We start from the raw sequence: 19,501 nt of genomic DNA on the forward strand, positions 1-19,501 counted from the left end.
TCATTACATCGATGAAATCAGCGGCGCAAGAGGCGGATCGCTTCGAGGCGTCCCACGCTCAGAGTCGCGGGTCGAACCCGCGGGGCGCCGCATCCGTGCTCTCGCGCAGCACGAGCCGATGCGGCACGGTGATCGACTGCGGAGGACCGGACCGGTCGGCGATGCGCGCGACCAGCTGCCCGACGGCGGCGTCGGCGAACGCCGGCACGTCGATGGCGACCGTGGTCAGCGGCGGGGCCGTGAAGCGCGACAACTCGACGTCGTCGAAGCCGGTCACCAGCACCTGGCCCGGCACGTCCACGCCGCGACCGCGCAGCACGTGCAGCGCACCGGCGGCGAGTGAATCGGTGAACGCGATGATCGCGTCGAACGGGATGCCGCGGGCGAGCAGCCGCTCAGCGGCGGCCACGCCGCCGGTGATGGTCCAGTCCGGATCGTTCACCTCGAGGCGCGGGTCGAGCGGGATGCCGGCCTCGCCGAGAGCCCGCCGAACGCCGCTCAGCCGGAGCCTGCTGGTGGCGGTCGCGAAGGTGTTCTCCTCGTCGGCACCGAGCACCGCGATGCGCGTCGCGCCACGGGAGATCACGTGTCTGGTCAGCTCCGCGGCGCCCGCCGTGCTGTCGATGCCGACATGGTCGGTGCTGCGGTTCTCGACCTCGCCGATCAGCACCACCGGTGGCATGTCGTCGCCGCCCACCGAGCTGTCCTCCAGCCGGATCGGGTTCAGGATCAGGCCGTCGACCAGGTGTGCGCGAGCGCGCGAGAGGAGGTCGCGCTCACGGTCGGGAGCGGCGCCGGTCTCCTCGATGTGCACGGCCAGGCCGCGGCGGTGCGCAGCCTCGACGATGCGGTGCATGAGCTCGGACGAGAACGACGTGGCCAGGAACGGCAGAGCGACCGCGATCACCCCGGAGCGCCCGTTGCGCAGACCTCGAGCGCTGAGATTGGGCACGAAGTCGAGCTTGCGCATCGCCGCCTCGACCCGTTCCCGGGTGTCGTCGCGGACGGGGACCGCTCCGGTCACGACGTTGGAGACGGTCTTGGCGGACACGCCGGCCAACGATGCGACATCCCGCATCGTCGCGCGTGCGCCCCCTGCCATGGAGCCAGCCTATGCCGGTGCGCGCTCGGCCGAGGGTTTCATCGTTGAATGCGGCGTCGCGTCGTGTCAGACGTGCTCGCGCCAGCTGTGCCGGGGCTCGTAGCCGAGCATCCGGCGCGCCTTCGCGATCGAGAGCAGCGTCTCGTGATCGGACACCGGGCGCGCCAAGGGGACGTCGGGGAAGACCTCTGCGAGCAGCTCCGAGTTCGGGCGGGACATCACCGTGTCGGCCGCAGCGATGATGAAGCTCTCGAAGCCAGGGGCGGCTGTCTCGAGCGCGCGCTGGACCGCCTGCGCACCATCGCGCGCGTCGATGTAGCCCCACAGGTTCCACTTGCGCGCCGTCGCGTCGCCGTCGAACGACGGGAACTCCGCGTAGTCCTCGGGGACCATCACATTCGAGAACCGCAGAGCCGTGATCGACAGGTCGGGGTTCCACCGCACCAGCTCGACCGCCATGCGCTCCTCGAGCGTCTTCACCAACGAGTACACCGACTCGGGACGCGGCGGGTACTCCTCATCGACGGGCACGTACGGCGGAGGCACGTCGAAGGGCAGGCCGAGCACCGTCTCGCTGGAGGCGTACACGATGCGGTCGATGCCCAGCCGGGCCGCTGCCCAGAACACGTTGAACGTCGCCGGCATGTTGTTGTGGAAGGTGGCGACGTCACTGCGGATGCCGGGCGCCGGGATCGCACCGAGGTGCACGACGGCGTCGACGCCGTCGTGCCGGTCGCCCACCGCGGTGAGGGCGTCGACCACCTGTCCGTAGTCGGTCAGATCGATCTGCACGAAGTCGGGTCCGCGGACGCCGGCGATGTCCATGCCGATGACGCGATGGCCGATCGCGCGCAGTTCGCGGGCGACGACGGCTCCGAGCTTGCCGGATGCTCCGGTGAGGGCGATGCGCATGGGTTCACCTTTTCACGCGGCACGCGCCGACGCATCCCGTGGCGGTCACCGGTGCTCTTCGAGCGGGTTCGACGCGAGCTTGTCGATGAGGCCGCCGTCGATCAGGCGACGCGCGTGGCTGTGCGGCTTGCGATCGGACTGCTGTCCGACGCTCGTGCCGAACTCCGCGGCGAGGGAGAGACGTGGGTGGGCGGCGAGCACTTCACGGCGGAAGTCGAGGGGGATCTCCGCATGGCGACGGCCGGAGATGTCCAGACCGGTGGCGGTCTCGAGCAGATATCCCTCGAGGTCGAACGCCGGATCGACCTCCGGCCAGTTGTGCCGCACGACGACCTCGTTGATGCGCCGTCGGCGGTCCGCGGGCCATCCGGCGCCCGCGGTCATCGCCTCGCCGACGTACCCTCCGGCCTCCTCGTACCCGAGAACGTGGTTGTCGAACGCCGGCGCGAGTGCGATGTCGTGCAGCAGCGCTGCGGTGTAGAGCAGCTCGTGGTCGATGCCGGCGCGGTCCTCGACGATGGCGAACGCCTCGGCCCACAACCAGGAGCGGAGCACGTGGTTGCGCAGCGCAGGGGAGTGATGCTCGTCCACGAGCTCGCGGGCTGCGCGGGCGGCCGGCGTGTCGGGTGCGGCGAAGTCGGAGATGCGCATGGGGCGAGCGTAGTGACAGCGAGACGCCTCGATCGTGCGGGAAGCGCCAATGTCCGTCGGAATGACGCCATTCGCCGGCGTTCCGATCGGCACCGTCGCCGTTCGGATGCCCCATGCGGTCATAGACTCATCGCGATGAGCGAGACGAACGGCACCAGGCCCCGTGCCGTCGGTGTGCGCGATGTCGCGGCGCTCGCCGGGGTGTCCCGGCAGACCGTGTCACGCGTGCTCAACGAGCATCCCGATGTCGCGCCCGAGACACGTGACCGCGTCGTCGCGGCGATGGAAGAGCTCGGCTACCGGATGAACAACGCGGCCAGGGCGCTGGGCACGCGGCGCAGTCGGACGATCGGCGTGCTCGCCTCGGACGCGCTGCAGTACGGGCCCTCGCGCAGCATCGCCGCGATCGAGGCCTCAGCGCGCGAGGCCGGGTACTGGGTGTCGACGGCCTATGCCGACTCGGGCGACGCCGACTCGGTGCGCGCCGCGATCGAGCACCTGCGCGCGCAGGCTGTGGACGGGCTGGTGGTGTTCGCCCCGCACGCGCGTACTGTCGACGTGCTGAACGGCCTGGACACCGGCATCCCAACCGTCGCGCTGCACACGGCCGACCGCTCCGCCCTGTCGGTCGATCAGATCGCCGGCGCTCGCCTCGCGGTCGCCGCGCTGGCGGATGCCGGGCATCGGCGCATCGCCCACCTCGCGGGCCCCGCGGACTGGCTCGAGGCCGAGGCCCGGGCATCCGGGTACGACGCGGAGCTCGCCGCGCGTGATCTGGAGTTCCGGATGACGGTGCGCGGCGACTGGACGGCACGATCCGGGTACGAGGCCGCGGCGGAGGTGCGCGCCTCGGGTGCGACGGCGGTGTTCGCCGGCAACGACCAGATGGCGCTCGGGCTGATCACCGGGCTGCGCGAGCTGGGGGTCGACGCGCCGGCTGACATCAGCGTCGTCGGCTTCGACGACACTCCGGATGCCGCGTACTTCTGGCCCCCGCTCACGACCGTGCGGCAGGACTTCGACGAGCTCGCCCGACGCGCCGTCGCGGCGCTGGTGGGCGAGGGCGAGGCATCCGCTCCGGTCGCTCCCGTGCTGATCACCCGCGCATCGGTCGCCCCGCCGCGCTGACCTCACGGCCTCCCCAGCTCCGGTCTCACCCGTTGTGGGTCGAACACCCGTTGCGCCCACCGTCGGTGAGACCGGAGCGGCAGAGAGCACGCGATTGACGCGGCGGAGACGGGATGTCACAATTACTGTGACCGGTCACAGTCGCCCAGGAGGACCAACGATGACCACTTTCCCGGCAGAGATCGAGCAGGCGATCGCCGTAATCCGCGCCGACGTGGCCCGCCTGCACGCCGAGCTCGTGCGCTACGGCCTGGTCGTCTGGACAGGCGGAAACGTCTCGGGTCGCGTTCCCGGCGCCGACCTCTTCGTGATCAAGCCCTCCGGTGTCGGCTACGACGACCTCGCGCCAGAGAACATGATCCTGTGCGACCTCGACGGGAACGTCGTGCCCGACAGCGCGGGCAGCGATCGCTCGCCGTCCAGCGACACCGCGGCGCACGCCTACGTGTACCGGAACATGCCCGAGGTCGGCGGCGTCGTGCACACGCACTCGACCTACGCGGTCGCCTGGGCCGCGCGCGGGGAGGAGATCCCGTGCGTGATCACGGCGATGGCCGACGAGTTCGGCGGCCCGATCCCGATCGGCCCGTTCGCGATCATCGGCGACGACTCGATCGGCCGGGGCATCGTCGACACCCTCCGCGGCCACCGCAGCCGTGCGGTGCTGATGCAGAACCACGGACCGTTCACGATCGGCGTGAACGCGAGGGATGCCGTGAAGGCGGCCGTCATGGTCGAAGACGTGGCCCGCACCGTGCACCATGCCCGCGAGGCCGGTCCGCTCATCCCCATCCCGCAGGGGGCCATCGATCGGCTCTACGACAGGTACCAGAACGTGTACGGCCAGAACGCGGACGCGCGGCGATGACCCTTCGCCAGAGCTCGGGGGCCGACGCGATCCGCGCCGGCCGCACGGCCCTCGGTATCGAGCTCGGCTCGACCCGCATCAAGGCGTGCCTGATCGACGCCGACAGCCACGAGGTGCTCGCCACCGGGTTCCACGACTGGGAGAACCGGTTCGAGGACCGGCTCTGGACCTACTCGACCGACGCGGTCTGGGCCGGGCTGCAGGAGGCGTACTCCGGGCTGGTCTCGGACGTCTACGACCGTTACGGAATCCGCCCGGACTCCTTCGGCGCGATCGGCGTCTCGGCGATGATGCACGGCTACCTCGCGTTCGACGCGCAGGACGAGCTGCTCGTGCCGTTCCGCACCTGGCGAAACACGAACACCGGGCCCGCCGCCGCCGAGCTCACCGAGCTGCTGGGCGTGAACATCCCGCTGCGCTGGTCGGTCGCGCATCTTCGGCAGGCGCAGATCGACGCCGAGCCGCACGCCGGATCGGTGCGCTTCCTCACGACTCTCGCCGGGTACGTGCACTGGCGGCTGACCGGCAGGCGCGTGCTCGGGATCGGCGACGCCTCGGGCATGTTCCCGATCGACTCCGCTGCGCGCGACTACGACCAGGCCCTGGTCGATCGCTTCGACGCGCACACCGGTGGCGACCTGCGCGCGCTTCTTCCGGAGGTGCTCGTCGCGGGGCAGGATGCCGGCACGCTGACGCCCGAGGGCGCCGCGCTGCTCGATCCGAACGGTGCGCTGCATCCCGGCATCCCGCTCTGCCCGCCGGAGGGGGATGCCGGAACCGGCATGGTCGCGACCAATGCCGTCGCGCCTCGCACCGGCAACGTGTCAGCGGGAACCAGCATCTTCGCGATGGTGGTGCTGGAGCGGCCGCTGGCCGCCGTGCACCACGAGCTCGACCTGGTCACCACTCCGGCGGGCGACGCCGTCGCGATGGTCCATTGCAACAACGGCGCCAGTGAGCTGGCCGCCTGGGCAGGCATGTTCGGGCGCTTCGCCGCGGCATCGGGCTCCCCGCTCTCGAGCGATGCCGTCTTCGAGACGCTGTTCCGCGAGGCGCTCGACGGAGAAGCGGATGCCGGTGGGCTGATCGCCTACAACCACCTGGCGGGGGAGCCGATCGCCGGGCTCGACGCGGGGCGACCGCTGTTCGTGCGCACACCGGACAGCCGCTTCACGCTGGCCAACGTCATTCGCGCGCAGCTGTACGGCGTGTTCGGCACCCTGGCCCTCGGCATGCGCGTGCTCGCCCACGAGGGGGTGCCCCTCGAGCGAATGTATGCCCACGGCGGCATGTTCCGCACGGCCGGCGTCGCGCAGCGCTTCCTCGCCGGTGCGTTGAACGCGCCGGTCGCCGTCGGTGACACCGCGGCCGAGGGCGGGGCGTGGGGCATCGCGGTGCTCGCCGCACACCTCGGATCCGGCCGGGCACTCACCGAGTACCTCGACGAGCACGTGTTCGCCGACGTCGGCATCCGCGTCGTCGATCCCGACCCCGCCGACGTCGCCGGCTACGCCGCCTACCTCGACCGCTACCGCGCAGGCCTCGCCATCGAAGTCGCCGCCGTCACCGCCCTCTGACCCCGAAGGAAAGACATGACCCGCACCCCGCTCACCACCTCGCTCGACGGCTACGAGGTCTGGTTCCTCACCGGCAGCCAGCACCTCTACGGGCCTGAGACGCTCGCACAGGTCGCCGAGCAGTCGCAGACGATCGCCGGGGCACTCGATGCGGCATCCGACGTGCCGGTGCGCATCGTCTGGAAACCGGTGCTGACGGACTCCGCCGCGATCAAGCGCATCGCCCTCGAGGCGAACGCCGATGACCGCGTGATCGGCCTGGTCGCATGGATGCACACCTTCAGCCCCGCGAAGATGTGGATCGCCGGACTCGACGCCCTGCGCAAGCCGCTGGCGCACCTGCACACGCAGGCCAATGTCGAGCTGCCCTGGGCCGACATCGACTTCGACTTCATGAACCTCAACCAGGCGGCGCACGGCGACCGCGAGTTCGGCTACATCCAGACCCGGCTCGGCGTCCCTCGCAAGACGATCGTCGGGCACCACAGCGACCTGCGTGTGCGCGCGGACCTGGCGAGCTGGCAGCGCGCCGCCGCGGGCCTCGCCGCCTCGCGCGATCTGAAGCTCGCGCGCTTCGGCGACAACATGCGCTTCGTCGCCGTCACCGAGGGCGACAAGACCGAGGCCGAGCTGCGGCTCGGCGTGCAGGTCAACACCTGGGGTGTGAACGAGCTGGCGGATGCCGTGCACGCGGCGTCCTCGGCCGATGTCGACGCGCTGGTGGCCGTGTACGAGGAGCTCTACGACGTCGTTCCCGAGCTGCGCCGCGGCGGTGACCGTCACGAGTCGCTGCGCTACGGTGCGGCGATCGAGCTCGGCCTGCGATCGTTCCTCGAGGAGGGCGGCTTCGGTGCCTTCACCACTTCGTTCGAGGACCTCGGATCCCTGCGCCAGCTGCCTGGACTGGCCGTGCAGCGGCTGATGGCGGAAGGGTACGGCTTCGGCGCGGAGGGCGACTGGAAGACCGCGATCCTCGTGCGCGTCGCGAACGTCATGGGGGCCGGTCTGCCAGGCGGCGCCAGCCTGATGGAGGACTACACCTACGACCTCACGCCCGGCGACGAGCTGATCCTCGGCGCGCACATGCTCGAGGTCTCGCCGACGCTCTCGTCGGCGAAGCCGACCCTCGAGGTGCATCCCCTGGGCATCGGCGGCAAGGAGGACCCGGTGCGCCTGGTCTTCACCGCGGACCCCGGCCCGGCCGTCGTCGTCGCGATGAGCGACCTGCGCGACCGCTTCCGTCTCACCGCGAACGTGGTCGAGAACGTCGAGCCGCGCGCCGCGCTGCCGAAGCTGCCGGTGGGACGCGCGGTCTGGAAGCCTGCGCCCGACTTCCGCACCAGCGCCGCAGCCTGGCTCACCGCCGGGGCCGCGCACCACACTGTGATGTCGAACGCGGTCGGCATCGACGTGTTCCGCGACTTCGCCGAGATGGCCGAGCTCGAGCTGCTCGTCATCGACGAGGACACCACGCTGCCCGGCTTCCAGCAGCAGGTGCGCTCGAACCAGGCGTACTACCGTCTCGCGCAGGGGCTGTGATGACCTCGGTTCCCGAGCGGAGAGCGCAGCGACGAGACGAAGGACGCGCCGGCCGCCAGCACCGCATCGCGGCATCCGGCTACGTGGCGGAGATCGCGAGCGTGGGTGCCTCGTTGCGCACCCTGCAGCACGACGGGCGCGACCTGGTCGTGCCGTTCGGCGCCGACGAGGTGCGCCCCGCGTACCGCGGTGCGACTCTCGCACCGTGGCCGAACCGCATCGTCGACGGTGCGTACTCGTACGGCGGCGTCCGGCACCAGCTCCCGCTGACCGAGCCGGAGCGCGGGCAGGCGCTGCACGGCCTGGTGGTCTGGTCGGACTTCGCCGAGCGCGTCGCCGAGCCTGATCGCCTGGTGCTCGCGACCACGATCGTTCCACAGGCGGGGTATCCGTTCGCCGTCGAGGTCGTCGTGGAGTATCGCGTCGACGAGCACGGTCTCACCCAGCGCGTGACCGGACGGAACGTCGGATCGGATGCCGCCCCCTGGGGGACTGGTCCGCATCCCTATCTCGTCGCGGGCGTCGGCCGCGTCGACGACTGGACCCTGCACCTGCCGGCATCCGAGGTGCTCACCGTCACCGACGACCGGCTCAGCCCGATCGCGGTCGAGTCCGTCGACGCGCATCCGCAGTGGGACTTCCGCGTCGCCCGGCCCATCGGCGGCACCTTCATCGATCACGCGTTCACCGCCCTCGAGGGGGCGGACGGGCAGGTCTCGGTCGAGCTGCACGCCGCCGAGGGAGGTGTCGCGATCACCTGGGCCGAGGGCTGTCCATGGGTGCAGGTGCACACCGCCGACACCCCGGCGGTGCCGGAGACCCACCGGCTCGGACTGGCGGTCGAACCGATGACCTGCCCGCCCGATGCCTTCAACTCGGGCACCGACCTCGTGGTGCTGCAGCCCGGAACGGAGCACTCCGTCTCGTGGCGGATCCACGCACTGTGAAGATCACGCCTCGCCAGGGCCCGCCGATGGGCTGGAACAGCTGGGACTGCTACGGCACCACCGTGACCGAGGCGGAGGTGCTCGCGAACGCCGAGTTCATGGCGGAGCACCTGCTGCGGTTCGGCTGGGACACGGTCGTGATCGACATCGCCTGGTCGGACCCGACCGCACGCGCGCACGGCTACAACGCCGATGCCCCGCTGCATCTGGACGAGTGGGGCCGGCTGATGCCCGATCCGGCGCGGTTCCCGAGTGCGGCCGGGCGAGAGGGGTTCGCTCCGCTCGCCGAGCGCATCCACGCGCTGGGGCTGCGCTTCGGCATCCATGCGATGCGCGGCATCCCGCGCCGGGCGGTGGCTCAGAACCTGCCGATCCTCGGTACGGATACCACGGCGGCGGATGTCGCCGATGTCACGAACAGGTGCGAGTGGAACCCCGACATGCTGGGCCTGGACCACAGGCATCCGGCGGCGCAGGCCTATTATGACTCGACGCTGGCGCTGTATGCGCAGTGGGGCGTCGACTTCATCAAGGCCGACGACATGCTCTGGCCGTACCAGCGCGCCGACATCGAGGCGTACGCGGAGGCGATCCGGCGCAGCGGTCGCGCGATCGAGCTGAGCCTGTCGCCGGGCCGAGACCTGTCGCTGGAGCGGCTCCCTCATCTGCGCGAGCACGCCACGATGTGGCGCATCTGCGACGACCTGTGGGACAGATGGGACGACGTCGAGGCGAACTTCGCCCGATTCGCGCGCTGGGCACCGCACGCCGGCGACGCCGGGTGGCCGGACGGCGACATGCTCCCGCTCGGGCGGATCGGCATCCGTGCCGAGCGCGGCGATCCGCGCGACGACCTGCTCACACCCGATGAGCGCGTCACGCTGCTGACGCTGTGGATCATCGCGCGCTCGCCGCTGATGATCGGCGGCGACCTGACGCTGAGCGACCCGACGACGGTGGCGCTGTTCCGGAACGCGGACGCGCTCGCGGCGCTGCGATCGACCGGAAGCCGCGAGGTGTTCCGCGAGGGACCGCTCGTGCTGTGGACGGCCGACAGCCCCGGTGGGGAGCGGTACGCCGCGGCGTTCAACCTTGGCGAGGCTCCGCTGGACGCGGTGCTGGATACCGGGAGCATCGGGTTCGCGGCATCCGGATCGATCGTGGAGCTGTGGTCGGGGTGCGAGATTCCTCTCGCACCGGTGGCAGTGCAGAGCGATGCCGCACGCGGTGTCGCGCCCGGCAGCGCCGCGCTGCGTGTGGCGCTGCAGCCGCACGGCGCCGCCCTGCTCCGGCAGCGCCCGTAGCCCGCCGCTCGGTCGCGGCTCGTCACGGCATGCCGGCGCCAGGCGTGCCGAACGCCGACCCGAGCGGCCGCAACAGAAGACCCGAAGGTCCGGTCAGAGCATCTCGAGCGGCACCGGATGCTGCGGGGCCGGGAAGACCCGGTCGATCTCGGTGAGTACATCGGCGGCAAGCACGACGCCGAGAGCCGCGGCGTTCTCCTGGGCATGGGCCACGGACCCGGCCTTCGGGATGGCGAGTACATCGCCCGAGCGCACCACCCAGGCGAGCACGAGCTGCGCGGGTGTGAGACCGGCGGATGCCGCGAGCTCGGCGAGTGCGGGATGGTCCAGCAGCCGAGCCTGCTCGAGCGGCGAGTACGCCATGGCAGGGATGCCGAGCTCGCGCAGCATCGGGAAGAGGTCCACCTCGGGGCCTCGGCGGATCGGGTTGTAGAGCACCTGATCGGTCGCCGCGCCCTCGGGCAGCTCGGCGATGTCGTCCGGGTCGAGGTTGCTGACGCCCCAGGACAGGATGTCGCCGTCGGCGACCAGCCGCTCGAACGCGGCGACCGTCTCCTCGAAGAGCACGGCGCCGCGCCAGTGCAGCAGATAGAGATCGAGCCGGTCGGTACCCAGTCGCCCGAGGCTGCCATGCACCGCGCGGCGCACGCCCGCGGCATCCGCGTTGAAGGGAAGCACCTTGCTGACCAGGAACACCTCGTCGCGCCGGCCCTCGATCGCCTCGCCCACGAGGTCCTCGGAGCGGCCATCGCCGTACATCTCCGCGGTGTCCACGACGGTGAGCCCCGCATCCAGCCCAGCGCGGATCGCGGCGATCTCATCGTGTCTTCGCGCCGGGTCGTCGCCGACGAACCAGGTGCCGATGCCGATCTCGGGGACGACCGGCCCATGCGGGAATCGGATGCTCATGGTTCCACGGTACGGCGCCCCCACCGCGGCTCAGGCGATCGCCCAGCTCAGGCTCTCGGTGTTCCGGCCGGCGGTGACGCGCCTTGCCGCGTCGACAGCGACGGCGCCGCTGTCCGTCCGATCGCCGGCCGGGCTGTACGGCATCGCCGAGACGGTGAGATGCCTGTCGTCGTGCTTCTCCACCCACTTCACTGGAACGCACATGATGTCCCCCTCTGACGGTTATGAAGGCAAGGAGGCGCCAAGGGGCGCGGTGATACCTGGGACGGCGCGCCGGTCGGAGCGGTGCGGGTGAGAATGGAGTCATGAGCAGCGAAGCCGTCCTCGTCGATGTCGTCCGCACCCCGGTGGGGCGCGGCAAGCCGGGTGGGTCCCTGTCGGGTGTGCATCCGGTCGATCTCGCGGCCGGCGTGCTCACCGCGATCCTGGAGCGCAACGGGCTCGAATCAGGGCAGCTCGACGACGTGCTGCTGGGCTGCGTCAGCCAGGTCGGCGATCAGGCCATGAACATCGCGCGCCAGGCCGTGCTCGCCGCAGGGTTCAACGAGAACATCCCGGCCACGACCATCGACCGGCAGTGCGGATCGAGCCAGCAGGCCGTGCACTTCGCCGCGCAGGGGATCGCCGCCGGCGCCTATGACGCCGTGCTCGTCGGCGGGGTCGAGTCGATGAGCCGCGTGCCGCTCGGATCGTCCGCGGCAGGCGGGTCGCCGATGTCGCCGCGCCTGCGTGCCCGCTACCCGCAGGGCTTGGTGAACCAGGGCGTGAGCGCCGAGCTCATCGCGCAGCGCTGGAACCTCAGCCGCGACGATCTCGACGCCTTCGCGGCCGAGTCGCACGCCCGCGCAGCGGCCGCCTGGCACGACGGCTTCTTCGCAGGCACGACCGTTCCGGTCGCCGAGGCGCCGGATGCCACCACCGATGAGACCGTCAGGGAGGGCACCGCCGTCGAGAAGCTGGCCGGTCTGCCGGCATCCTTCCGCACTGACGCGATGGCCGAGCGGTTCCCCGAGATCGACTGGAAGGTCACGCCGGGCAACTCCTCCCCGCTCACCGACGGGGCATCCGCGGCTCTGCTGATGAGCGCGGAGAGGGCGGATGCCCTGGGGCTGCGCCCCCGCGCGCGGTTCCGCGCCTTCGACGTGATCGGAGACGACCCGCTGATGATGCTCACCGGCCCCATCCCGGCCACCCGCAGGGTGCTCGAGAAGGCCGGACTGGCGATCTCCGATCTCGACGCCTATGAGGTGAACGAGGCGTTCGCCTCGGTGCCGCTGGCCTGGGCCGCTGAGCTCGGTGCCGACATCGCGAAGCTCAATCCGCGCGGAGGGGCGATCGCTCTCGGACACGCGCTCGGCTCGTCGGGCACCCGCCTGCTCGGCACACTGCTCGACCACCTCGAGGCGACCGGTGGCCGGTACGGCCTGCAGACGATGTGCGAGGGCGGCGGCATGGCGAACGCCCTCATCCTCGAGCGGCTCTGATCATCCGGCTCCCCTTGTCCTGGCGCGAGATCCAGCCGACCTCCTGACTCCCGCACGAGACCGATGTTCCTGCACGAGGTCTCGCGCAGAAGTCGGGAGGTCGCACAGATCTCGGGAGGTTCTCGCGGCCACGGCGGGCCGATCGGAACGGGAACCGAGCGACGCTGACCCCGGCAGAAGTGGGGATTCCTCGAGAACCCGTTGCGCGGGGCGTCTCCCGGGCGCAGAATGACGGCGTGGATCGCCACTGGGGGCGGTTCGCGGCATCCGGGCGTCTCGGGGGAGATCAGCCCGGCTGAGCACGGCCGGGCAGGGGTGCCCAGGCCGGGAATGGGGAGTCGTCCATGCGCACAACTCGTGTATTCGCCGCGTCGGGGGCCGCCGCGGCCCTGGTCCTGATCGCTCCGACGCTCGCGTCGGCGGCATCCGATCCGCCCCCGCCGGAGGTGTGGTCGACGCAGCTCGCCGCGCCCTTCAGCCTCGAGGTCGACGGACCGCGGGTGCTCGTCGCCGACGGCGGCACCGGCACGCTCGGCCAGCTGCAGCCCGACGGGTCGATCGCGCCGATCGTCACCGGCGTCGACGGCTTGTCCGGTGTGGCCGTGCGCGGCAAGTGGCTGGCGTACACGTCCACGCACACGCAGATGCCCGAGTTCATCAACACGGCCAGCGGACTGAACATCCGCACGCCGAAGGGCGTCCGCATCTACGCGGACACGCATGCGTGGGAGGTCGCGCACAATCCGGACCAGATCAACACCTATGGTCCGGAGAGCGAGGACCCGTGCGTGCTGGGCGCGCTCGGGCCGCAGTACGAGGGCACGATTGACTCCCACGCCTACAGCGTGGCGAGCTGGAACGGCAGATGGGTCGTGGCGGATGCCGGGGCGAACGCCCTGTTCCAGGTCGACGACTCCGGTCATGTCAGCACGCTGGCGGTGCTGCCGCCGCAGTCCGCGAAGATCACCGAGGCGGCCGTCACCGAGCTCGGCATGCCGGAGTGCCTGGTCGGCACGACCTATGACTTCGAACCCGTCCCGACCGATGTCGAGGCAGGGCCGGACGGGATGCTGTACGTGACGACGCTGCCCGGCGGGCCCGAGAGCGCCGCGCTGGGCGCCCGCGGAGCGCTCTGGCGGGTCGACCCCGAGACGGGCGACAGCGAATGGCTGGCCGGAGGGTTCCTCGGCGCGACGAACCTCGCCCTGGGCAAAGACGGACGGATCTACGTCACAGAGCTGTTCGGCGGCAAGGTCACCGAGGTGACCGGCGCGCACACCACGCGCACCTTCGCCGCGCTGCCCGGCGCCGTCGCAGTCGAGACCGCACCGAACGGCACGGTCTGGGCGGCGAGCATGGGCAATGAGGATCCGCCCGCTCCCGGCACGATCGTGAGCATCTCGAACGGCAAGGTGAAGGTGCAGGCGAACGTCAAGCACTGATTCCCTCTCCTTCGGGCGGCTTGACCTTGCCCCGGGGGCAGAGATCACTCTTGTGCGGTCGGCGAGATCCGCCGATGGTGACGAGAGGCATGATGGAGCGCATGGAACGGATGTCGATCGGCGACTTCGCACGCGCAGCAGGGCTCACGCCCAAGGCACTGCGGATCTACGACGACCTCGATCTGCTGCCTCCTGCCGAGGTGGACGACCGCACCGGGTACCGGCTCTACGCGACGGACCAGCTGGAACGGGCAAGGCTGATCGCCGCGCTGCGCCGGGTGGGGATGCCGCTGGAGCGCATCCGCGCGGCGCTGGAGCTTCCGCCGGCCGCGATCGCCGCAGAGCTGACGTCGTTCTGGCGTCAGACCGAGGCGGATGTGCGCTCCCGTCGGACCCAGGTGTCTGCTCTCGTCGCCGACCTTCGATCGAAGGAGAGCACCATGACCACCACACGAACCCCTCGCACGCGCGTGGCCCATGTCCTCGGCAGGGGAGCGCGCGACGAGCAGCTGGACGCCGTCCACCTCGGCGACGATCTCTGGGCCGTCGCCGACGGGTTCCACGGAACCCCGTCCGTCGCCGAGGCGTTCGTCCGGCACCTGGCATCCGAATCGGGGCCGATCGGCGCCGAACGCTGGGACGCGCTCGCGGCGGAGTGTGCCACAGAGCTTCCGGACGACGGACGCGGAAGCACCTTCACGGCGGTGACGCTGAAGGGCGACATCGCCACCGTCGCGCACCTCGGAGACTCCCGGGCCTGGCTGATGCGCGACGGCGTGCTGCGCCAGCTCACGACCGACCACACCGAGGTCGCCGCTCTCCTGGAGGACGGGCGCCTCTCCGAGGAGGAGGCGCGGCTGCATCCTCGCCGTGCGGTGCTCAACCGCGCGCTCGCCGCGGGTCTGCTCACCGACCCCGACGTCGTCGGGATCACCGTGCAGCGCGGTGACCGGCTGGTGCTGACCACCGACGGCGTGCACGCGCTGTTCCCCGCAGAGCGCCTCGGCCGGCTGCTGGCAGAGGACGACACACATGCCGCGGCAGACGCGGTGGCCGCCGCCGTACGCGATGCCGGCCAGCCGGACAACCACGCCCTCGTGCTCATCGACGTCGAGGGCTGATCGGAGCCAGACGGAGGAGACCCCCGCCGACCCGATTCGGCGGGGGTCTTCGCGGTCGAAACGGACCGCGGCGGGAGCCGAGCTCACCGCGACGCGAAGGCGACGCCCTTCCGGTCTGAGTCGTTCGCGTCCTTCAGTTCTACGCGGCGCAGGTTACGGGTCGGTGAACGGAATCCGCGAGTTCCCTTTCGATCGCGCAACGTGCGACCGTCCCATGGTTCAGAGGTAGTCGTCCGGGTGCAGCTGGCGGACACCGCGGCCGTAGAGCGTGAACTGCGCCCGCAGGGGGATGCCGAGGTCGGCGGCCTGTTCGGCCATTGCACGTGCCCAGGCACGATCGATCTTCCGCACCGATTCCCGACCGGGATGCTCCCAGACCAGCACGACCTGGGCATTGCCGGTGATCTCGAGCAGGGCAGCGATCCGGTGCATCAGCAGGTTCGAGTGGGCCACTTCGCCGAGGTCCTCCACGCGCACGGTCTCGAGCGGGTCCTCGGGGTAGTCGGCCATCGGCATGACCGGGTCGCCGAGGCATCCGCGGTCGTCGATGAACAGCAGCCACAGCTGCCGCCGGTTCGCGCGCTGCAGCAGCAGCTCGATCAGGTCGGAGAGCTGGTCGTCTGTGTGCAGGACTCGGTCGCGCACGGATTCTTCGGAATGCGTCATGCGAACCACCCTGGTCGCACGGCGTACTGGGCCAGCCCAGCGTTTCCCTGGTCTGTGGAGAACCTCCCCGCCGGTTGAGCTTGTGGAGGACGAGTGACCGTCCGCCGTCTCGAATCGCGCGAATCGCGGTTCTCGTGGGCCGGATGCAGCAAGTTGCGCGACTCGAAAGCGGGAGGACGGGCAGATACTAGGAATCCCTACTATCTGCCCGGAAACCCGAGTATGGTGGTCACTGTGCCAAAGAGGGCACAGAGGAGCGTCGCACAATGACTCGTACAATCCCGCATTTCGTGGGCGGATCGCACTTCGAGCCCCAGGAGGGCCGGTTCGCCGACGTGTTCGACCCCAGCACGGGAGAGGTGCAGGCCCGTGTGCCGCTGGCCTCCGCCGCCGAGGTGCAGCAGGTCATCGCGAACGCCGCCGCTGCGCAGCCGGCCTGGGCCGCGACCAACCCGCAGAAGCGCGCACGCGTGATGATGCGGTTCGTCGACCTCGTGAACCAGAACATGGACGAGCTGGCCCGCCTGCTCTCCAGCGAGCACGGCAAGACCTTCGAGGACGCGAAGGGCGACGTCATCCGCGGCCTCGAGGTGATCGAGTTCTGCATCGGCGCCCCGCACATGCTCAAGGGCGAGTACTCCACCGAGGTCGGCACCGGCATCGACGTGTACTCGATGCGCCAGCCGCTCGGCGTGGTGGCCGGTATCACGCCGTTCAACTTCCCCGCGATGATCCCGCTCTGGAAGGCCGGCCCCGCGATCGCGAGCGGCAACGCCTTCGTGCTGAAGCCCTCCGAGCGCGACCCCTCCGTGCCGGTGCGCCTGGCTGAGCTGTTCATGGAAGCGGGTCTGCCCGCCGGCATCCTCAACGTCGTGCACGGCGACAAGGAGGCGGTCGACACGATCCTCACCGACCCGCGCATCGAGGCCGTCGGCTTCGTCGGCTCAACTCCGATCGCGGAGTACATCTACGCGACCGCGGCGGCGAACGGCAAGCGCGCGCAGTGCTTCGGCGGCGCGAAGAACCACCTCGTCGTCATGCCCGACGCCGACCTCGACCAGGCCGCCGACGCCCTCATCGGCGCCGGGTACGGCTCGGCCGGTGAGCGCTGCATGGCGATCTCGGTCGCCGTCCCGGTCGGCGAGGAGACCGCCGACGCTCTGGTCGCCAAGCTCACCGAGCGACTCGCCGGCCTGAAGGTCGGCCCTGGTCTCGAGCCGGGCGTCGACTACGGCCCTCTGGTCTCCGCAGCAGCGAAGGCCCGCGTCGAAGGGCTCATCCAGGAGGGCGTGGATGCCGGGGCGACCCTGGTCGCCGACGGCCGCGGCATCACGATCCCCGGCCGCGAGAACGGCTTCTACCTCGGCCCCACCCTCTTCGACCACGTCACCACTGACATGTCGATCTACCAGCAGGAGATCTTCGGGCCGGTGCTCTCGGTGGTCCGCGCCGCCGACTACGACGAGGCGCTGGCACTGGCATCCGACAACCCCTACGGCAACGGTGTGGGCATCTTCACGCGCGACGGCGACGCCGCGCGCGACTTCGCGGCCCGCGTGAACGTGGGCATGGTCGGCGTGAACATCCCGATTCCGGTCCCGATCGCCTACTTCACCTTCGGCGGCTGGAAGGCGTCCGGCTTCGGCGACCTGAATCAGCACGGCGCCGACGGCTTCCGCTTCTACACGAAGACCAAGACCGTGACCAGCCGTTGGCCGTCGGGCATCCGTGACGGCGCCAGCTTCGTGATCCCGACGGGAGACCACCGATGACCATGGTGACGACGACCACGGAGGAGCGCGAGGCCATCCTCGGCGCGGTGCGCGACTTCGCCGAGACCGAGCTGGCTCCGCACGCGATCGAGCGCGACGAGAAGCATCTCTTCCCGCGTGACACCCTGCACCGGGCCGGCGAGCTGGGTCTGGGCGGCATCTACGTGCGCGAGGAGTTCGGCGGCACCGAGCTCTCCCGCGTCGACACCGTCGCAATCTTCGAGGAACTCGCCAAGGGCGACCCGACGATCGCCTCGTACATCTCCATCCACAACATGGTCGCGTGGATGATTGACACGTTCGGCACCGAGGCGCAGCGCGCCGAGTGGGTGCCGCAGTTGGCAGCGATGGAGGTCTTCGGCTCGTACTGCCTCACCGAACCCGGCGCGGGATCGGATGCCGCGGCGATCGCCACCAGCGCGGTCCGCGACGGCGACGACTTCCTGCTCACCGGTGTCAAGCAGTTCATCTCGGGCGCAGGCGAGGCCGGCGTGTACGTGGTGATGGCGCGCACCGGCGCTCCCGGCGCCGGTGGCATCAGCGCGTTCATCGTGCCCGCGGACGCTGCGGGCATCTCCTTCGGTGCGCCGGAGAAGAAGATGGGATGGCACGCACAGCCCACGCGCCAGGTGATCCTGGACGGCGTCCGGGTGCCGGCATCCGCCATGCTCGGCGACGAGGGCCGCGGATTCGCGATCGCGATGTCGGCGCTGAACGGCGGACGGCTGAACATCGCCGCCTGCTCTCTCGGCGGCGCTCAGTGGGCGCTGGAGAAGGCCGTGCAGTACGTGCACGAGCGCGAGGCGTTCGGCGAGCCGCTCGCCGAGAAGCAGTCCATCCTGTTCGCGGTCGCCGACATGCGCACCGACCTGCAGGCCGCGCGCCTGATGGTGCGTGACGGCGCGCAGGCCGTCGACGAGAAGGCGCCGGATGCCACGATGCGCTGCGCGATGGCCAAGCGCTTCGCGACGGATGCCGGGTTCGATGTCGCCAACAGAGCCCTTCAGCTGCACGGCGGGTACGGGTACCTTCAGGATTACGGGATCGAGAAGGTCGTCCGTGATCTGCGGGTGCATCAGATCCTGGAAGGGACGAACGAGATCATGAGACTCATCGTCGGACGCGAGATGCTGCGCCCCGCCGGATCCGCTTCGCTCCAGCGCAGCGGCGGAACCCAGATGCGGAGCGGGTCATGACCCGCATCGCTTTCCTCGGTCTCGGTCACATGGGCCTGCCGATGGCCGTGAACCTGGTCAAGGCCGGGCACGACGTGATCGGCTACGACCCGGTTCCCGCCGCGGTCGATGCGGCGTCGGCGGCGGGTGTGCCGATCGCCTCGTTCGGCATCGACGCGGTCGCCGGTGCCGAGGTGGTCAGCACGATGTTCCCCGCGGGAAAGCACGTGATCGCCGCGTATCAGGACGGCCTGCTGGCCGCCGCGGACCCCGGCACCCTGTTCATCGAGTCGTCCACGATCGCCGTCGACGAGGCGCAGACCGCGCACGCGCTGGCGATCGAGGCCGGGCACCGCAACATCGACGCCCCCGTCTCGGGCGGCGTTGTCGGCGCCGAGAACGGCACGCTCGCCTTCATGGTCGGAGGGTCCGATGAGGACTTCGCCGCCGCGCTGCCGCTGCTCGAGGTGATGGGCAAGCGGATCGTTCACTGCGGCGGGCCCGGCCTCGGACAGGCGGCGAAGGTCTGCAACAACATGATCCTCGCGGTGTCGCAGATCGCCGTCGCCGAGGCGTTCGTGCTGGGGGAGCGGCTGGGCCTCGAGCATCAGGCGCTGTTCGACGTCGTGTCTCAGGCGTCCGGTCAGTGCTGGTCGATCACGACCAACTGTCCCGTGCCGGGTCCGGTGCCCACCAGTCCCGCGAACCGCGACTACCAGCCCGGCTTCGCCGGCGCGCTGATGGCGAAGGATCTCGGGCTCGCGCTGCAGGCGATCGAGCAGACCACGACGGATGCGCAGATGGGCCGCCTCGCGCAGCGCATCTACGCCGAGTTCGCCGCGGGCGAGGGCGGTCACCGCGACTTCTCGGGCATCATCACCGACATCCGCGACGCGTCCTGACG

At 70.4% G+C, this 19,501-nt stretch carries 18 protein-coding genes; 12 read left to right on the top strand and 6 right to left on the bottom strand.

The annotated features are described in order from the left end of the window. Positions 1-58: 58 nt before the first annotated feature. The 3 genes from ACFVDO_RS09970 to ACFVDO_RS09980 all read right to left on the bottom strand — a co-directional run bounded on the left by ACFVDO_RS09970 (position 59) and on the right by ACFVDO_RS09980 (position 2,665). Complete coding sequence (locus ACFVDO_RS09970) at positions 59-1,102, bottom strand: LacI family DNA-binding transcriptional regulator (RefSeq protein WP_378858883.1); 1,044 nt, start codon at positions 1,100-1,102, stop codon at positions 59-61. Positions 1,103-1,168: 66 nt separating this feature from the next. After that, complete coding sequence (locus ACFVDO_RS09975) at positions 1,169-2,014, bottom strand: NAD-dependent epimerase/dehydratase family protein (protein ID WP_378858884.1); 846 nt, start codon at positions 2,012-2,014, stop codon at positions 1,169-1,171. 45 nt (positions 2,015-2,059) lie between these two features. Continuing rightward, entirely contained in the window at positions 2,060-2,665 is a 606-nt protein-coding gene (locus ACFVDO_RS09980) for an HD domain-containing protein (protein WP_378858885.1), read from the bottom strand. Positions 2,666-2,800: 135 nt separating this feature from the next. Here ACFVDO_RS09980 and ACFVDO_RS09985 point away from each other — a divergent pair, with 135 nt between their 5' ends. The 6 genes from ACFVDO_RS09985 to ACFVDO_RS10010 all read left to right on the top strand — a co-directional run bounded on the left by ACFVDO_RS09985 (position 2,801) and on the right by ACFVDO_RS10010 (position 10,028). Continuing rightward, on the top strand, positions 2,801-3,793 hold the full coding sequence (locus ACFVDO_RS09985) for a LacI family DNA-binding transcriptional regulator (RefSeq protein WP_378858886.1): 993 nt from the start codon (positions 2,801-2,803) through the stop codon (positions 3,791-3,793). Positions 3,794-3,953: 160 nt separating this feature from the next. After that, positions 3,954-4,661, top strand: coding sequence for an L-ribulose-5-phosphate 4-epimerase (locus tag ACFVDO_RS09990; RefSeq protein WP_378858887.1), 708 nt, complete (start codon positions 3,954-3,956; stop codon positions 4,659-4,661). Then, positions 4,658-6,238, top strand: a complete 1,581-nt coding sequence (locus ACFVDO_RS09995) for a xylulokinase (RefSeq protein WP_378858888.1) — start codon at positions 4,658-4,660, stop codon at positions 6,236-6,238. The genes ACFVDO_RS09990 and ACFVDO_RS09995 overlap by 4 nt, the downstream gene beginning before the upstream one ends. Positions 6,239-6,253: 15 nt before the next feature. Further along, positions 6,254-7,777: an L-arabinose isomerase gene (gene araA / locus ACFVDO_RS10000; RefSeq protein ID WP_378858889.1), complete on the top strand. Its 1,524-nt coding sequence runs from the start codon at positions 6,254-6,256 to the stop codon at positions 7,775-7,777. Beyond that, a complete protein-coding gene (locus ACFVDO_RS10005; RefSeq protein WP_378858890.1) occupies positions 7,777-8,724 on the top strand; it encodes an aldose 1-epimerase family protein in 948 nt (315 codons plus the stop codon). Before araA ends, ACFVDO_RS10005 begins: the two co-directional genes overlap by 1 nt. A gap of 26 nt (positions 8,725-8,750) precedes the next feature. Next, positions 8,751-10,028 (top strand): alpha-galactosidase, encoded by a 1,278-nt coding sequence (locus ACFVDO_RS10010; protein WP_378858909.1) that lies wholly within the window; start codon positions 8,751-8,753, stop codon positions 10,026-10,028. A gap of 93 nt (positions 10,029-10,121) precedes the next feature. On the opposite strand, the gene ACFVDO_RS10015 is transcribed toward ACFVDO_RS10010, so the two are convergent. Then, complete coding sequence (locus ACFVDO_RS10015) at positions 10,122-10,937, bottom strand: aldo/keto reductase (RefSeq protein WP_378858891.1); 816 nt, start codon at positions 10,935-10,937, stop codon at positions 10,122-10,124. Positions 10,938-10,967: 30 nt separating this feature from the next. Next, positions 10,968-11,141 carry a hypothetical protein gene (locus tag ACFVDO_RS10020; RefSeq protein WP_378858892.1) on the bottom strand — a complete coding sequence of 58 codons (174 nt, stop codon included), beginning with the start codon at positions 11,139-11,141 and terminating at the stop codon, positions 10,968-10,970. Between the two features lie 101 nt (positions 11,142-11,242). On the opposite strand from ACFVDO_RS10020, the gene ACFVDO_RS10025 reads away from it, so the two are divergent. The 3 genes from ACFVDO_RS10025 to ACFVDO_RS10035 all read left to right on the top strand — a co-directional run bounded on the left by ACFVDO_RS10025 (position 11,243) and on the right by ACFVDO_RS10035 (position 14,984). Beyond that, a complete protein-coding gene (locus tag ACFVDO_RS10025; protein ID WP_378858893.1) occupies positions 11,243-12,421 on the top strand; it encodes a thiolase family protein in 1,179 nt (392 codons plus the stop codon). A gap of 344 nt (positions 12,422-12,765) precedes the next feature. After that, entirely contained in the window at positions 12,766-13,863 is a 1,098-nt protein-coding gene (locus ACFVDO_RS10030; protein ID WP_378858894.1) for a ScyD/ScyE family protein, read from the top strand. 92 nt (positions 13,864-13,955) lie between these two features. Further along, positions 13,956-14,984: a MerR family transcriptional regulator gene (locus ACFVDO_RS10035; RefSeq protein ID WP_378858895.1), complete on the top strand. Its 1,029-nt coding sequence runs from the start codon at positions 13,956-13,958 to the stop codon at positions 14,982-14,984. 219 nt (positions 14,985-15,203) lie between these two features. Here ACFVDO_RS10035 and ACFVDO_RS10040 read toward each other — a convergent pair whose 3' ends face one another. Then, positions 15,204-15,650 (bottom strand): hypothetical protein, encoded by a 447-nt coding sequence (locus tag ACFVDO_RS10040; RefSeq protein WP_378858896.1) that lies wholly within the window; start codon positions 15,648-15,650, stop codon positions 15,204-15,206. 266 nt (positions 15,651-15,916) lie between these two features. On the opposite strand from ACFVDO_RS10040, the gene ACFVDO_RS10045 reads away from it, so the two are divergent. From ACFVDO_RS10045 to mmsB, 3 genes are read left to right on the top strand one after another with little or no spacing between them, the layout of a single operon-like run. After that, positions 15,917-17,422 (top strand): CoA-acylating methylmalonate-semialdehyde dehydrogenase, encoded by a 1,506-nt coding sequence (locus tag ACFVDO_RS10045; protein WP_378858897.1) that lies wholly within the window; start codon positions 15,917-15,919, stop codon positions 17,420-17,422. A gap of 2 nt (positions 17,423-17,424) precedes the next feature. Then, positions 17,425-18,618, top strand: coding sequence for an acyl-CoA dehydrogenase family protein (locus ACFVDO_RS10050; RefSeq protein ID WP_378858910.1), 1,194 nt, complete (start codon positions 17,425-17,427; stop codon positions 18,616-18,618). Continuing rightward, positions 18,615-19,499, top strand: coding sequence for a 3-hydroxyisobutyrate dehydrogenase (gene mmsB, locus ACFVDO_RS10055; RefSeq protein WP_378858898.1), 885 nt, complete (start codon positions 18,615-18,617; stop codon positions 19,497-19,499). The genes ACFVDO_RS10050 and mmsB overlap by 4 nt, the downstream gene beginning before the upstream one ends. Positions 19,500-19,501 lie beyond the last annotated feature (2 nt).

It is taken from the genome of Microbacterium sp. NPDC057741, assembly GCF_042798735.1.
GTDB lineage: Bacteria > Actinomycetota > Actinomycetes > Actinomycetales > Microbacteriaceae > Microbacterium.